8 protein-coding genes, 1 tRNA gene and 1 pseudogene are annotated in these 14,762 nt (G+C 63.1%); 6 read left to right on the plus strand and 4 right to left on the minus strand.

Annotated elements, in window-relative coordinates; all coding sequences use genetic code 11:
- Positions 1–17 precede the first annotated feature (17 nt).
- Positions 18–467, plus strand: a complete 450-nt coding sequence (locus VGN68_RS12570; RefSeq protein ID WP_327477179.1) for a LuxR C-terminal-related transcriptional regulator — start codon at positions 18–20, stop codon at positions 465–467.
- A gap of 234 nt (positions 468–701) precedes the next feature.
- Here the strand turns inward: VGN68_RS12570 and VGN68_RS12575 are convergent, their stop codons facing one another.
- Entirely contained in the window at positions 702–1,340 is a 639-nt protein-coding gene (locus tag VGN68_RS12575; protein WP_327477181.1) for an ankyrin repeat domain-containing protein, read from the minus strand.
- 226 nt (positions 1,341–1,566) lie between these two features.
- Between VGN68_RS12575 and VGN68_RS12580 the strand changes: the two genes are divergently transcribed.
- The 4 genes from VGN68_RS12580 to VGN68_RS12595 all read left to right on the plus strand — a co-directional run bounded on the left by VGN68_RS12580 (position 1,567) and on the right by VGN68_RS12595 (position 3,886).
- Positions 1,567–1,992: a lysozyme inhibitor LprI family protein gene (locus VGN68_RS12580; protein ID WP_327477183.1), complete on the plus strand. Its 426-nt coding sequence runs from the start codon at positions 1,567–1,569 to the stop codon at positions 1,990–1,992.
- Positions 1,993–2,001: 9 nt separating this feature from the next.
- Complete coding sequence (locus VGN68_RS12585; RefSeq protein WP_327477185.1) at positions 2,002–2,433, plus strand: hypothetical protein; 432 nt, start codon at positions 2,002–2,004, stop codon at positions 2,431–2,433.
- Between the two features lie 76 nt (positions 2,434–2,509).
- Positions 2,510–2,941, plus strand: a complete 432-nt coding sequence (locus VGN68_RS12590) for a DoxX family protein (RefSeq protein ID WP_327477187.1) — start codon at positions 2,510–2,512, stop codon at positions 2,939–2,941.
- A gap of 303 nt (positions 2,942–3,244) precedes the next feature.
- Positions 3,245–3,886: a response regulator transcription factor gene (locus VGN68_RS12595; protein WP_327477189.1), complete on the plus strand. Its 642-nt coding sequence runs from the start codon at positions 3,245–3,247 to the stop codon at positions 3,884–3,886.
- Between the two features lie 23 nt (positions 3,887–3,909).
- Here the strand turns inward: VGN68_RS12595 and VGN68_RS12600 are convergent, their stop codons facing one another.
- The 3 genes from VGN68_RS12600 to VGN68_RS12610 form a co-directional block, all read right to left on the minus strand.
- On the minus strand, positions 3,910–5,547 hold the full coding sequence (locus tag VGN68_RS12600; RefSeq protein ID WP_327477191.1) for an ATP-binding response regulator: 1,638 nt from the start codon (positions 5,545–5,547) through the stop codon (positions 3,910–3,912).
- A gap of 221 nt (positions 5,548–5,768) precedes the next feature.
- Positions 5,769–13,316 carry a putative Ig domain-containing protein gene (locus VGN68_RS12605; protein WP_327477193.1) on the minus strand — a complete coding sequence of 2,516 codons (7,548 nt, stop codon included), beginning with the start codon at positions 13,314–13,316 and terminating at the stop codon, positions 5,769–5,771.
- 310 nt (positions 13,317–13,626) lie between these two features.
- Positions 13,627–13,701 (minus strand) — tRNA-Thr (locus VGN68_RS12610).
- 920 nt (positions 13,702–14,621) lie between these two features.
- On the opposite strand from VGN68_RS12610, the pseudogene VGN68_RS12615 reads away from it, so the two are divergent.
- A pseudogene (locus VGN68_RS12615) lies at positions 14,622–14,762 on the plus strand (ATP-binding protein); the annotation flags it as partial.

The following is a 14,762-nucleotide window of genomic DNA, read 5'->3' on the forward strand; positions in this document are numbered from 1 at the left end:
GATAGCATTGCCGCGCCATGAAACATATTGACCCGTCATCATATCCCGCGTTGCAGTCGGACGTCGATCCCCGCGATCGTGGGGATCGGACCATCGTGCTGGTAACGATTTCGCGGCATCGCGGCGAGGACGCCATATCGCGAATTAAATCGGTGCTCCCTGGTTCGGAGATCATCAACCTGTCCCAGTTGTACGTCGATCGCGACGTGACCGATATGGCCGCCGAGCCCTTCTCCGCGCCCGCGCCCACGCCGCTGACACACCGGCAGCGAGAGATTCTGAATTATCTGCTGAACGGCCTGTCGAACAAGGAAATTGGCCGCAAGCTTGGGCTTTCGCATTTTACGGTGCGCAACCATGTGTCGAACATCTTGCGCATTCTGGGCTATCCGTGCCGCCGGGCGATGCGCCGGTCGCTGAACGATGGGGCCGTGTTGCCGACCTTTCCGACCAGCTTGGCCGCCTGACCACCGCACCATCGACGCAGGACAGTGATCGCTGTCGCCCGCGCGGCGCGCGCCAATCGCCTTTCCGCATCGACGATGATCGACCGAGCCCGGCGCCCGGCCGGACGCCAGATATAAAGATGTCAGCCCCTGCATCGACGCCATCCCAAGGAAATTATCGATAGCGCGACCCTAGCGGAGCATAAGCGCGAACCCAATCGACCGCAGGAACCGGTACATGGGGCGTTCCAACCCCTATGGCGTTGGAATCTCCAGCGCGATGCCATGTTGCCGCAGCCATGTGACGACCGCCCGCCGCGCCCGCAATGTTTCGGTATTCAACAGCCGGTCGGGGGTCATGAACAGATAGCGCTGAAACGTCTGTCCCTGCGCATTGCGCGCCGTGGCTGGCGCGCCTGCGTCCAGGAGGGCGAGCACATAGCGCGGTTCGTTGATCTGCGCCGCAACATGCAGCGGCGTGTTGCCGGTCGCATCGGCCAGCGCGGCGCTGGCGCCCGCGGCCAACAGCATGGCAAACTGGCGGTCATTCTCGGCGAGCATGGCCGACATCAGCGGCGTGCGACCGTTGCTGCGATTGGGCGTATCGGGGCTTGTTCCGTGCGCCAGCAATATCTCCAGATAGGCCGGATCGCGCGCCATCGCCGCATAATGGACCGCGGTATCCCCGTCGCGATCAGGCAACAGCGGGTCGCCCCCGGCATCCAACATCGCGCGCATGTCACTGGGCGCGGCGCCCCGAAAGATGAGCTGCGACATTGGCGGACGGCGCGGCGGATCCGGCGGCCTCGCGGCATCCGGTTCGCGCGCGCTCGACAGGCTGGCTGGCAGACCGATGGACACAGCGGCGCCGAGCAGCGTGAGCGCCCATAACATGCGTCGCTGATCGGACCTTGCCATCACATCAACATCCCCTGCGACCATCACAAAACAAAGCCCGTCGGTGCACCGGTACGCCGCCCGCCCTGCCACCGCAGGGCGCGCCGTCCTATCCCGCCAGACGACGTCCGCCCGGCTGTGACCATTCGGTCGGCACCGCATCCGGACGGGAGAGCGAGCGATGGCACCATGTTCTCACCATAAAGCGACGGCCAGCCGATCGATGCTCGCCGCCGCCGGGCTATTCATGCTTGTCACGCCTGGCATCGGCGGCGTTCGGGCAACAGACGCGGCGGCGTTGGATCGATCGCCGGAGTTTCGCCAATGCATCACCGACAGCGGGGGCGTCACCGCGGCGATGCAGGACTGCATGGCGGCCGAATATCGGCGGCTCGATCGGGCGCTGAACATGGCGTATCGCGGCGCGCTCCGCCGGTTGCCCAGTGACACGGCGCGATCGCGGCTGCGCGCGTTGCAGCGGACGTGGCTGAAAAACCGCTGGGACGTTTGTACTGACGAAGTGACCCGCTCGAAAATGGCGGGCGGTTCCGGCGGCCTCCTGATCGAGGGGAATTGCCGCTTGCGCATCGTGGCGGATCGCACCCAGTGGCTGCGGGACTATCCGCAGCCTCTCCCCTACGGACGATAGGGGAAGCCGATGGACACGATCGAAATCGCCAAACTGCTGCTCTTTTCGGGCGCCGCCTCGATGCTTTTTTCCACCTTTCTCGGTTTTTTGATGCTGGTGCCGATGCAGCCATGGGGGCGCCAACTGCTCCAGGGCATGAATTTCAAACAATTTGGCGCCGCGCATCTTGACTGGTTGATGCTGGGGTTGATGCAGGGGCTGGCGGGTGGGCTTGTCATCGTCTTTGCCGTCGAACCTGCGCCGTCGGCCGTGTGGGCAATGATCCTGGGGGGCTGGCTCAATCCCCTCGCCTATGTTTTTCGAGCATTTGGCGTGAATGCCTTTGCATTCGGCGGCGGTGCGACGCAGCGGCTGGCCGCGACGCTGGGATTGGGTTCGAGTGTGGCAATCGCTTATGCCTGGGTGGCGATCCTCTCGGCGTGCTGGGACGGCTGGAGATGATCCCGCTTCGGCCCGCGACAGCGCAACCGTGCACTACGCAGGTTGCCGCGCCGCGGCGGACACGGTGGTTCGCGCCATGCGGATGAAAATCGCCCGCTTTCCGTCATCCAGCCGCCTTACCCGACCGACGATTTTGTTCGCCCGCGTCATGACGGCGGGATTGTTCATGGCGCATGCGGTGGTGCGGGTCGCCAATGGCACGATCCCTCGGTTCGGCCAGTTCATGGAAGGACAAGGATTTCCTGCCGGCGAAGCGCTGGTATGGGCGATCACCCTGACCGAGCTGGTGGCGGGCTTCCTGATGATCGTCGGCCGCTTTGTCCGCCCCGCGGCGGCAGCGCTGCTGGCGATTGCGGTGGGCGGCATTGTCCTGATCCACCGCCATGCTGGCTGGTTCGTCGGCGAACATGGTACCGGCGGCGTCGAATATAGCGCCGCGCTGATCATCCTGTTGTTGCTGATCATGGCGGACGATCAGGATCGCCAGCCGCGCCTAGAAATTCCATGACGTGCTAGCCCATCGCGATGGTTGCGGCCAACTGCCGATAGCGTCAATTTGAACCTTCAATTTTTGGGGTCATGCCCGCCGGCGCTCCCCCCTCGCGCCCTTTGCGGGCGAAACGACACCAGAGATTCCCATCCGCCAAAGGGTCGCTTGGTGGCGAAGGGGCTCGCAGTGATGCGAGCCCCTTCCTACACCGCCGGGGAAATGCGAACCAGTACCTCATGGTGCTGGCATCGGCGGTGGCATTGCGCGACCAAGTGACGACTGACGCCGCCATATTTGGCGACAGTGGAGTTTCAGTGCGCCATGCAAATGCCTACCGTCGAACGAATTCTGGTTGCCGACGATCACCCCGTGTTCCGCGACGGCATCTGTCGCCTGGTCAGCGGCGCGTTTCCGCACGCCAATGTTGTCGAAGCGGGCAATGTCGATGAGATTATGGCGCTGGCCAGCGTCGGCGCCGCGCCCGCCGTTTTCATCCTCGACCTGATGTTCCCGGGGATGGACCCCGCGACCACCATTTCCACCCTTCGCGGTCAGTTTCCCACCTCGTCGATCATCATCATTTCCATGTCGGATGATTCCGAAACGATCCGGCGCGTCATGCAGCAAGGCGCCGACGGCTTCATTGGCAAGGCCATGCCATCCGATGCGATGGTATCGGCAATCAAGGCAGTGCGAAACGGCGATACGCTGGTCCTGGTGCCAGAGACGTCTTCCATTGCTCCGCCGCTGCCGCCATCGCAGCCCCGCGTTCAGGAACTCACCCCGCGTCAGCGCGATGTCCTGTCCCAATTGGCGATGGGCAAGACCAACAAGGAAATCGGCCGTCAACTCGACATATCGCCGTTTACGGTGCGGATTCATGTATCGGCGCTGCTGCGGATATTGGGCGCGCATACGCGGTCGGAAGCCGCAACAAAGGCCGGTGCGATGGGCATTCAATAGCCGCATCGTAAAACCGCTCCGTCCTACCCCCGGCGGCTGCGCAAAGCCGCGATCGCCGACCGCAACTCCGCGGGTTGCACCGGTTTTTTGAGGATAAGAACGCTCGCGTCGGCGATCCTTTGCTCAATCGCTATTTCATCATGCCCGGTCATCACGATTGCCATCGGGGCCGGGTTTTGATCGCGGTGGAGTGCGATGCAGTCAGCACCGGTCACCCCGCCCCCGATGTCGAAATCGGTGACAATCAGATCGCATGGCTGCGCGTGCGGCGGCACCGTGGACCAGGCGGCAACATCGGCGCCCCATGTCCGCAGCAGGTCGGCCGTCGCATCAAGCACATCGATGTCATCTTCGACGAGCAGGATGCGCAGGCCGTGCAGCGGCACGGCATAGCTGGTGTTGCGATCAACCGTGCGCAACGGCAACGCAGCGGCCGCGGCCAACCCGTGAATGGCGACGCCCGTCCCCCGCCCCGGCGTTGAGCGTATTTCGGCATCAAGACCCATCAGCGCGCCCAATCGCTTGACGATCGACAGGCCCAGCCCGACACCCTGCATATCGGCGCTGCCCAATTTGCGGATCTGATAAAATTCGTCATACAGCCGCGGCAAATGCTCGGCCGCGATGCCTGGGCCGCGATCGACGACCCAAATCGAAACATTGTCGCCGCGCGGGCGACAGCCGACCAGAACTGGACCGCGCGGGGCATATTTGATCGCGTTCGACACCAGATTTTGCAACATGGTCAGCAAAAGCGCCCGATCGGCCAACACGATGCGACGCGAGGCAACGAAGCGCAGATCGACCCCGGCCCATTGCGCGCTGACCTGATTCTGTTGTTCGAGCATACGGAACAGCTGGGCGATGGCCACCGGTTCAAGCTTCGGCGTCACCGCGCCGCTGTCGAGCGTGGAAATATCGAGCAGCGAGCGAAACAGCTCGGCAACCCCCTGTAACGATCGATCGATCCGATCGACGATGGTGCGCTGCTCGGGCGCCAGACCGGTTTGGGTCAGACTGTTGAGGAATAACCCGATCGCATGAACCGGCTGGCGCAGGTCATGGCTGGCCTGGGCCAGAAAACGTGATTTTGCGGTGTTCGCCTCCTCGGCGGCGCGGCGCGCTTGCTCGATATCACGAAGCAGCGTCTGGATGTAGATCGGTACGATTAATGTCGTCAGCGACAGGGTAAACACCAGGATGGGATTGGCGCGCCAATAAGGCGTCAGCGCCGTGATCACGGCTAGCGTGAATTGCACCATCACACCCGCGATGATCATGTAGCGCGACCCATAACGCAGGCCGTTGCCGACGGTGACCCACATGATGATCGCGTAAGTAGGCAGCATCGCGGCGCCCCCCGCGATGAGCGCGAACCCCAGCCCCGCAAAATCATTGATCATCCCGAAAATCCGGCGCGCCGGATAATGGCCGGGAAAGCGAATGATCAGATATAGCTGCCCGGCAGCGACTGGGGCGTAACATGCAAAATAGGTGAGCACTTCGATCGCCCACGGCTGAATCCGCTGTTCGGGCGAAGTGATGATGCTCGCGCCGATCGCATAAGCGGAAACGAGCATGAGGATGAACATGCGGATCCACGCCTGCATCTCCTCCGACCGCTCTTCGATCGGGGTGCTTTTCAGGCGGCGGAAGATCATCTTTGCGATAAGCTTTTCTCTCACAGCGAACGGTCAGCCGGCCACTTTATCATCACGAAGCCAAAGCGCCATGCCGAGCTGAACAGTCCGCAGGTTGTCGAGCGCGATGACGTACCGCCCTTCGTCCCACGGAGCGCGGTGTGGCACAGATTTTTCCGCGCGTCCGCCACAAGGAGCAGGCCGTCATCGCCCCTGACACGCGGCGATGGCGTGGCGCATGGTCAGAAGGCCTGTTTGATGTTGATCAAGACGCCCTGATCGGCCCCCGCGCCGCTATTTTGGCGACGCGTATATTCGACATCGACCGCGGTTCGGTCGCCGATCATCATCTCGACTCCAAATCCCGTCAACAGACGACTGCGCGCGTAGCCGGTCAGCGGGACGGCGTTGAACGGTCCCGATATCTGGTCGAAATAAGCGACCAAGGCCTGACCGTCGCGTTCGACGTCGCGCTGATACTCCAGACGCAAGCGCGGCAGGAAAAAGCCGTTCTCGACCGCGATACGATAATCGACTTTCGCGCCCGCCCCGATTGATGTGAACGCGACATCCTGATCCAGATAGGTGAGGTCGAACACCGAGCCGCTGTTTTCGGTATAGCCGTTGAGCGTACCGCGCTGCGCATCAATCCGCGCATAAGGGGTGAAGCGCCAGTCGCCGCTTTCGATATCGGCGCCCGCGGACACCGAACCGAACCACTGGCGGCCGCTGCGCGACGAGTTGACCATCATGCCCGACAAGGTGACATAGCGGCGCAGATCGAAATCGAGCCACTGATAGCCTGCCAACCAGTCCACATAGATACCGCCGCCAAGCCGGTGGCTGCCATACATGGCCAGCGTTTTGGCTTCGCCCTCGCTCTGCGATCCGTTGCGACCAATGTCGGTGGTCTCGCGGCCAAGGCCGACGCCGATGCCGGCGACGAACGAAGAGTTGAACCGATAATCGGCGCCAAAGGTGACCCCTTCGGATTCGAAGCGTTCGGACGGACGCCCGGTCTTTTCGTCGCGATCGCCCCAGCGGATCGTGCCACCGGCCCAAATCGTGAGCGGCATGGCGGCGTTGCCCGACCCTGCGCCACCCGCCGCCGCCTGCGCCTGTTCAGCTGACGGTGCCGCCGCGCCGATTGCACCGCCACCCAGCATCCCGCCCGCTAGCGAGCCGGCTTGGGTATTTGCGCCCAAACCGCCCGGCTGGCGATTTGCGCCGCCGAGTCCATTGCCGCCCGCATTGGCACAAACCGGGTTGGTCCATGCGGTGATGGTATCGATGCAATGATCCGATGCGTTGATCCGCAGCGAATTGCTAAATCCGCCACTGCCGCCGCCACGGCGCAGCCCCTCCAGCCGACGATTGAAGTTGCCGACCTGGGTATCGACAAAGCGCCGCGCCGAATTGACCTGCGCCTGGATCAGTCCGCGCACTTCGGGATCGTTGGCGGGATTGGGCCGCGCGACGATCTGTAGGGTGTAGGTGATCGTCGCGGTCGATGGCGTGCCGCCCGTGCTGTCGGTGACCGTTATCGCAAAGCTGGTGTCGCCCGATCCGGTCGGGGTTCCTGCGATGACCCCGGTCGCTGCGTCGATCGTGAGCCCCGGCGGCAGCGATCCCGAACTCACGGCAAAGCGGTAGGGCGCAATGCCACCGGTCGCGGTCACCCGCTGACTATAGGCGACACCCTGCGTGCCGCGGGGCAGCGTCGCCGGGGTTATCGTGATCGCGGTGTTGCCGACCGCCAGCGTCAAATTGGCGGACCCGACCTGGCCATTGGCGTCGGTGACGTTGACGGTGAAGGCAAAATTGCCCGCTGCCGTCGGCGTTCCTGACACGATTCCGCCCGCCGACAGCGACAGCCCTGCGGGCAGCGCGCCGCCGCCGAGGGCAAAGCTGTAAGGCGCCGCCCCGCCGGTGGCGGTCAGCGTCGCCGTATAGGTGGCGCCCGCCGTGGCGACCGGCAAGCTGGTGGGCGTCACCGCAACCAAGGGCGCCGCGACGGTCAGGCTGTAATTGCCCTGCGCCGTGAACGGCGCCCCGGCCCCGGTCGATCCCGTGTCGGTGGCAGTGACCGCAAAGTTGAACGATCCCGACGCCGTCGGGGACCCGGAAAGCAGTCCGGTCGACGGATTGAGCGTAACGCCCGCCGGCAGATTGCCGGTCAAGCTGTATCTGTAGGGACCGACCCCGCCGGTCGCGGTAATTGCTTGGCTGAACGCCGCCGCATAATTGGCGGTAAAGCTGCCCGTCGCGGGGGTCAGCGCCAGGGTCGGCGCGTTGACCACAAGAGTAAAGGTCTGAACCATGTTGAACGGGCCGCTGCCGGTCGAGGCATCGGTGCCGGAGACAGCCAGCGCAAAGCTGCCCGCGCTGGTCGGCGTTCCCGACACGGTCACGCTGTTTGCGCTGTTGGCGCTGATCGCCAGCCCGGTCGGCAGGTTCGTGACCTGATAACCAGCAAAGGGCTGCGCGCCGCCGCTGAAGGTAAAGGTCTGGCTGTACGCCACGCCTGCCGTCGCGGTGAGCGGACCCTCCGCCGCGATCGTAATCGCCGGGTTGCCGACCGTGATCGTCACGGTCGCCGGAGCCGAGGTCCCGCCCGGGTTGGTCGCGGTGTAAGTGAAGCTGTCGCTCCCCGCGAAACCCGCATTCGGCGCATAGGTGACGCTGGTGCCGCTGGCGACGGCAGTCCCGTTGGCGGGGGGCGCGGCAATCGTGACACTCGCAGCCGCGCCACCCGTGATTGTCAGCGCAATCGGGTTCGCCGCGCTGCCATAGGCGACCGTCGCCGACACCGGGTTGGCAACCGGCGGGGACTGCTCGATTTGCAGGGAATAGTTTTGCGTCGCCGTATAGGGGCCGCTGCCTGTGCTGCTGTCGGTTGCCGTAACCGTGAAGTTGAAGGCACCGGATGCCGTTGGCGTACCGGAAAGCACCCCGCCCGCCGACAGCGTCGTTCCGCCGGGCAGCTCCCCGCCGGTCACCGCATAGCTATAGGGCGCCGTGCCGCCGGTCGCCGGGTTCAGCGGCGCCGTATAGGCAAAACCGACCTGGCCGGCCGCCAGCGTTGTCGGCGGCAATGACATGATCGCGGCGCCGATCGTCAAACTATAGGCGCGGCTACCGCTCTGCGCATTGGCGTCGGTCGCGGTGAGGGTGAAATTATAGGTGCCGCCCGCCGTCGGGGTACCCACGATAGCGCCGCTGCCCGACAGGGTCATGCCGGGCGGCAGTGCGCCCGCGGTCACCGTATAGCTATAAGCCGCGACCCCGCCCGACGCGACGACCGACTGGCTATAGCTCGCCCCGACGCTGCCGTTGGGTAGCGTTTCCGGCGCGATGCTGATCGTCGGTGCGGGGACGTTGATCGTATAGGCCTGAGCGATGGTGAACGGCGAACCGGCCCCGGTCGAGCCGGTGTCCGTCGCGGTAACGGTGATCGGGTAGCTGCCCGGAGCGGTTGCGGTACCGCTGAGCGTGTTGCCGCTGAAATTCAGGCCGGCGGGCAAGGCACCCGTCAGCGCATAAGTGAACGGCCCGACACCCCCACTGGCGCTAAAGGCCTGCGCGAATGCGGCATTATAGGGCGCGGTCAGCGTCCCCGCCCCCGGCGTCATCGTGAACGCCGGTCCCGCAACGACAAGGGTGAAGGTCTGGCTGGCATTAAACGGCCCGGTGCCGGTCGAAGCGTCGGTCGCCGAGACGGTGAGCGTAAAGCTGCCCGCGCTGGTCGGTGTTCCGATGATCTCGACGGTGTTAACGCCGCTGCTCCCCGCCTGCATCCCGGCGGGCAGGCCGGTGACCTGATAATTGGTGAAGGGCTGGGTCCCGCCATTGAAGGTGAATGTTTGACTGAAAGCCGTGCCGACCGTCGCGGTCAGCGGCCCGCCCGCGGTGACCGTGATCGCCGGATTGGCAACGCTGATCGTCACCGTCGCCGGGGCCGAATTGGCGCCATTGTTGCTGGCGAGATAGGTGAAGCTGTCGGCTCCGGCAAAGCCGGTATCGGGGATATAGCTAATCGTCATGCCATCGACCACGGCGCGGCCATTGGTGGGGGGCGTGACCACCGCGACCGAATTGGCGGTGCCGGTGATGCTGAGCGGAATGGGGGTCAGTCCGGCTCCATAGGGCACACTCGCGGTGACGGCGCCGACGACGGGCGGCGTGTTGACGATATTGATCGAATAGCTTTGCTGGACGACCGAGGGGCCGGTGCCGCTGTTGCTGTCGGTCGCTGTGACGACGAAACCGAACAGATTGGCCGTCGTCGGCGTGCCGGTGATCGCCCCCGACGCCGACATCGTCAGGCCATAGGGCAGTTCGCCCGACGTCACGACATAGGTGTAGGGCGCCACGCCGCCGGTCGCCGGATTGATCTGCGCCGAATAGGCGACATCGGTGGCGCCATCGGGCAAGGTCGTGGTCGGCAGGACGAGCGCCGGAACATCGACGGTAAGCGTGTAGGCGCGCGCGCCGCTATACGGTCCTGGCGCGGGCGTCGCGTCGGTTGCCGTGATCGTAAATGTGCGCGGCCCGCCCAGGGTTGGCGTCCCGGCCAGCGTGCCGTCGGACGCGAGGGTGAGCCCGGGCGGCAAACTGCCCGAGGTAACCGCAAAGCTGTATGGCCCGATCGACCCGTCGACGGTAATTGCCTGGCTATAGGGAACGCCAAAGGTCGCGTTGGGCAGCGTCAACGGCACCAGTTCGATGAACGGCGGCGCAATCGTCACCGTATAGTTGCGGCTGGCCGAATAGGGTCCAGGCGTGCCGCTGCTGTCGGTGGCCGTAATCGTGAAGTTGGCGTTGCCCGCGGCGATCGGCGTTCCGGACAGGGTTCCGTTCGAGTCAAAGGTCAGCCCCGCGGGTATGGTACCCGCGGTCACCGCATAGCTATAGGGCGCCGTGCCGCCATCGGTGGTCAGGATCGCACTGTACAGGATGCCGACGGTCCCGTTCGGCAGCGTGTCAGGCTGAATATCAAGCGGCACATCGTCGTTGATGATCGTCCCGGTGCCGGGGTTCGCACCAATGGTCGCGTTGGTCACGCCGGACATGGTGACCGTAAAGCTTTCGTCGGCTTCGGGCGCCGTGTCGCTGTTGATCGTCACCGGCAGCGTCTTGCTGGTTTCGCCCGGTTGAAAGGTAAACCCGCCATTGCTCACCGCGGCATAGTCGCTGCCCGCGGTCGCTGTGCCGTTGGCCGTGTTGACGCGGACTTCGACCGGCAAGCCGCTCGGCGCATTGAGCGTCAAAGCGAAATTGAGCGTGCGCGTCCCAAGATTGCCCTCTACGATCGACGGACTGTCGATCGACACCGTCGGCAATGCATCATCGTTGATAATAGTGCCAGTACCGCGAAGGCCACCCTCGCGCGCGCCAACGACATTCGACAGCTGCACGGCAAAGGTTTCATCAAGCTCGTTCGCCAAATCGCCGTTCACGGCGACCGTGAAACTGGTCGAGCTCGCGCCTTCTGCAATCGTCACGCCCGTTTGACTGGTGGCGACAAAATCCTGCCCCGCCGCGGCGGTTTGCGCGATCGTACCTATGTCAAAGATGACGCCGCCGACGGCTGCCGGCGCAGAAAGGCTGATCGTAAAGACTGCATTCGTCGTCCCGCTAGATCCTTCGACCACCGAAACGCTATCTACAAAAATGTTGGGCACATCATCGTTTAGGATCGTCCCGGTCGCGCTAGCAGGGGCACCGAGGTTATAGCCTGCGCCCGACGTCAGCGTGACAATGACCGTCTCATCGGCTTCGATGCTGCCATCAACGTTGGGATCGACGACGATCGTCTGGCTGTTCGCCCCGGCGGGAATGATGACGGGCGAATTGATCGCGGCATAGTCGGTGCCGCTGGTCGCGGTCCCGCCTAGCGTGAAGTTGACTGGGATCGGTGCAACTGTCGGCGTATCGAGCGTGACTGTGTATGTCAGATTAACTGAACCGTCTTCAACGACCGATGCTGGCGACACTGCGATCGATGCGGTCGGCAAATCGTCGTTCACGATCGTACCCGTGGCGGATGCCGGGGTGCCGATTGTATATCCGGCGCCCGCCGTGACTGACAGAATCACGGTCTCGTCGGCTTCGGTTGTCGTATCCGTTGTTGGATCGATAGTGAACGAAGCGCTGGCCGCATTTGCCGGGATGACGACATTGGCAACCCCGCCGCTGTAATCGGCCCCGCTCGTCGCGGTACCGGATGTGCCGATGTTCACCGTCAACGGGCTGGGGCTCACGACGTCGCGGGTCACGGTATAGACGAGATTCGCACTGCCATCCTCGGCGACACTCGTCGGCGATACCGCAATCGACACGCTCGGCAGGTTGACGACGTTGATCGTCAACATCGAGTTCTGCGCAAATGTGCCCGGAGTGCTCGCATCCCGCACCCGGAGAGTGACGGTCGAACTGCCAATCGTCGTGGGGGTGCCGGTAATCACGCCGCTTGCGGACAACGATAGTCCAGTCGGAAGCGGATCGACCGGCAGCGTGTAGGTATAAGGCGCAACGCCGCCCGTCGTGGACAGCGTGGCATTGGCCGGCGCACCCTGATTGAGCGTAAAGGTCAGCGGCGTGGTGACGAGAGGCGTCGATCCAACCGTCCCGCTAAAAGCCTGAATGCCGATGGCGCCGAGCGAGTCCTGCGCCTGAACCGACAAACTATAAGCGCCGCGACGCGTTGGCGTCCCGGTAATTTCCCCCGTTGCGGACAGCGTCAGGCCCGTTGGCAGCCCACCCGACAAGATGGAGAAACTATAGGGTCCGGTGCCGCCCGTGGCGGTCAGTGTCTGGCTGAACGGCGTCCCGGAAATCATGGGATTCAGCGTGGTGGGTGTAATGGCGAGCGAGGGTGCGACGACCGTCAGCGAAAACGACTCAAGTTCAAAATAGCTGCCCGGCCCGGTGCTCGCATCGGTCACGCGGATCTGGAAGTTGGTCGTCCCGATCGTTGTCGGCGTGCCGCTTAACACCCCCGTCGGTGACAACGTGATGCCCGGTGGCAAAGGACCGGCTACCGTTTCGTGCAAAAAGCTGTAGGGCGCCACGCCGCCACTCGCGCCGATGTTAAGCGAAAAGGGGACATTCTGTGCGGCTGTTGCGGAACCGGGCGTGATCAACAATGTCGGATTGGCTACCGTCCCCGTGTAGCCCTTTACAGCGAAATCGCCGACCGAATCCTGCGACCGCACCGAAAATGTGTAGGTGCCGCGAAGCGTGGGTGTGCCCGAAATAACTCCCGCCGAACTGAGCGTCAAACCGGTGGGCAGGCTGCCAGAACTGAGCGAATAGGTATAAGGGCCCACCCCGCCCGTCGAGCTCAGCGTTTGCGAAAAGGGCGTCCCGGCCGTCATCGGCGGTAATGATGTCGGCGAAATGGCAATCGACGATGTGGGCGGAAGGATCGTGATCGTCACCTGGATGATATTGTTGGGCGGCGCATTGCCGTCGCGCACGAGAAACGTGTCTGTCGTTCCACCGCTGCCATTATGCTGGTAATTGATGAACTGCTGTGGCCCAAAAGGACCGATGGTAGCGGTACCATGCGTTGGCGGCGAGGCAACGTTGCCCAGCCCGAAACCGGCGTGACAGTCTGTTGCATCAATGCTGACCGTTCCGCCATAGGCCACCGTCGCCGTTTGCGGCGGGCATTCGGTCGATGTATGCTGCGCGTCAGCCGTCTGCGGCAACATCGCGCCAAACACGACCAGCACCGCAATCGTCATCCAACGCGCCATCGCCGTGCGCAAAACCGCCAGATTCATGATAGTCCGTTCCCCGCGCAGCCCGCCAGATGGCAAAGGCGCCCGCGGCGGACCCTAGAAGCGCCAGCGAGGCCCCACTAGAATGACAAACGTACTAGGTCACATAAAGCAGGTCACCGAACCAAGTGAAATCCCACCGCTTTTGCCCGCCACCAAGTGCGTCCCAAGCGCCGCTCGGACGCGCTTGCGGCGCCAAGGGGTGGCACATCGCGCCACACGGAAAATGGTGGGCGCCACCGCTCAACCCAAAGCGCGCGACAGCACCACCGCGCCAATGCGCGAACCAAAGCCATTGATCATGCGGAAGGGATGGTGCGCTTACAGGACTCGAACCTGTGACCCCATCATTACGAATGATGTGCTCTACCAACTGAGCTAAAGCGGCAACGAGGCGCGCCTGTAACAGCGCGTTGACGGGAAAACAAGCATCGTTCGGCAACGAACGGCCGCGACCATTATCGCGGCGCCGGTTTGGACACTCCCGGCGAAGAATCGAATGCGGGCCGTCACCAAATCCCCGGAAAATATCGGTGATCGCTATGCGTCGGGATGAAAGTTTGATGGCTTGAACATCCCGGGACATCGAGCGTATCTCTAGGCATCAGACCTTGATGGATGCTTCGTCGTGATCAGCACCCCGTCGGACGGGAAATGGTGCCCAGAAGAGGACTCGATACTTAAGTCTATGATTTTGAAAAGAAAAATTATTATCCGCGACAGGCAAAATGGTGGCCCAATTGATGGCCCGCGTCAACTTCTACTGGGGTGGTTCGAGTGTTGGAAATCTCAAAAACGCTCGCGAATTCTCATAGCGCATTAGACGCAATCACGCAATCGGATAGGCATTTGCACGGGAGGCCGGCTGTCCGCCTGCTGTCGGATCGGCCCCGATCGCGTGCTGCGATGCGCAATAATTACTTAAGCGTCCGGGCATAGACGGAGGAATTATAGCGAGGCTCACGATGAACGCACGCATACAAGCGGACACAGCGGCAAATTCTACTTTCGCTAATCGAAAGAAGGTCGAAATAGATGCCGAGGAGATAACAGAGATGAATGAGCCATCGCCCCCCGATTTCGACCTGAGCTGTTGGTATTTAAACCAGCGGCGAGTCATGTCGCTAACCGGCGCCGAGCCTCTCGTCGGTCGCTTCGGCGGCTCAGACGGGGCAGCTGCACATATGCGCCGATTGGCAACCAATGTTGGGTTCGAACGCGCAATGGGCGAATGGCTCGAATACGCCAAACCCCCGACACTCGGCCAACTCGTGGCGAGCGATCAACTGGCGGTTGGTGGCTTCTTCACTGGTGACACGCCTCGAAGAGGAGACCCGGATCGGCAAAGGCGGGACCCTGGCGGCGCAGCTGTCGCGGCTCGACCTGATCGTGCTCGACGAGCTCGGTTATCTGCCGTTCGCCCGCTCGGGAGGGCAGTTGCTGTTCCAC

It is taken from the genome of Sphingopyxis sp. (assembly GCF_035998965.1).
Classification (GTDB): Bacteria; Pseudomonadota; Alphaproteobacteria; order Sphingomonadales; family Sphingomonadaceae; genus Sphingopyxis.

Coding starts and splice junctions, on each gene's coding strand:
- VGN68_RS12600 (WP_327477191.1), bottom strand. CDS start 5,547: ATGATCTTCCGCCGCCTGAAAAGCACCCCGATCGAAGAGCGGTCGGAG.
- VGN68_RS12605 (WP_327477193.1), bottom strand. CDS start 13,316: ATGAATCTGGCGGTTTTGCGCACGGCGATGGCGCGTTGGATGACGATT.
- VGN68_RS12575 (WP_327477181.1), bottom strand. CDS start 1,340: ATGTTATGGGCGCTCACGCTGCTCGGCGCCGCTGTGTCCATCGGTCTG.
- VGN68_RS12585 (WP_327477185.1), top strand. CDS start 2,002: ATGGACACGATCGAAATCGCCAAACTGCTGCTCTTTTCGGGCGCCGCC.
- VGN68_RS12595 (WP_327477189.1), top strand. CDS start 3,245: ATGCAAATGCCTACCGTCGAACGAATTCTGGTTGCCGACGATCACCCC.
- VGN68_RS12580 (WP_327477183.1), top strand. CDS start 1,567: ATGCTCGCCGCCGCCGGGCTATTCATGCTTGTCACGCCTGGCATCGGC.
- VGN68_RS12590 (WP_327477187.1), top strand. CDS start 2,510: ATGCGGATGAAAATCGCCCGCTTTCCGTCATCCAGCCGCCTTACCCGA.
- VGN68_RS12570 (WP_327477179.1), top strand. CDS start 18: ATGAAACATATTGACCCGTCATCATATCCCGCGTTGCAGTCGGACGTC.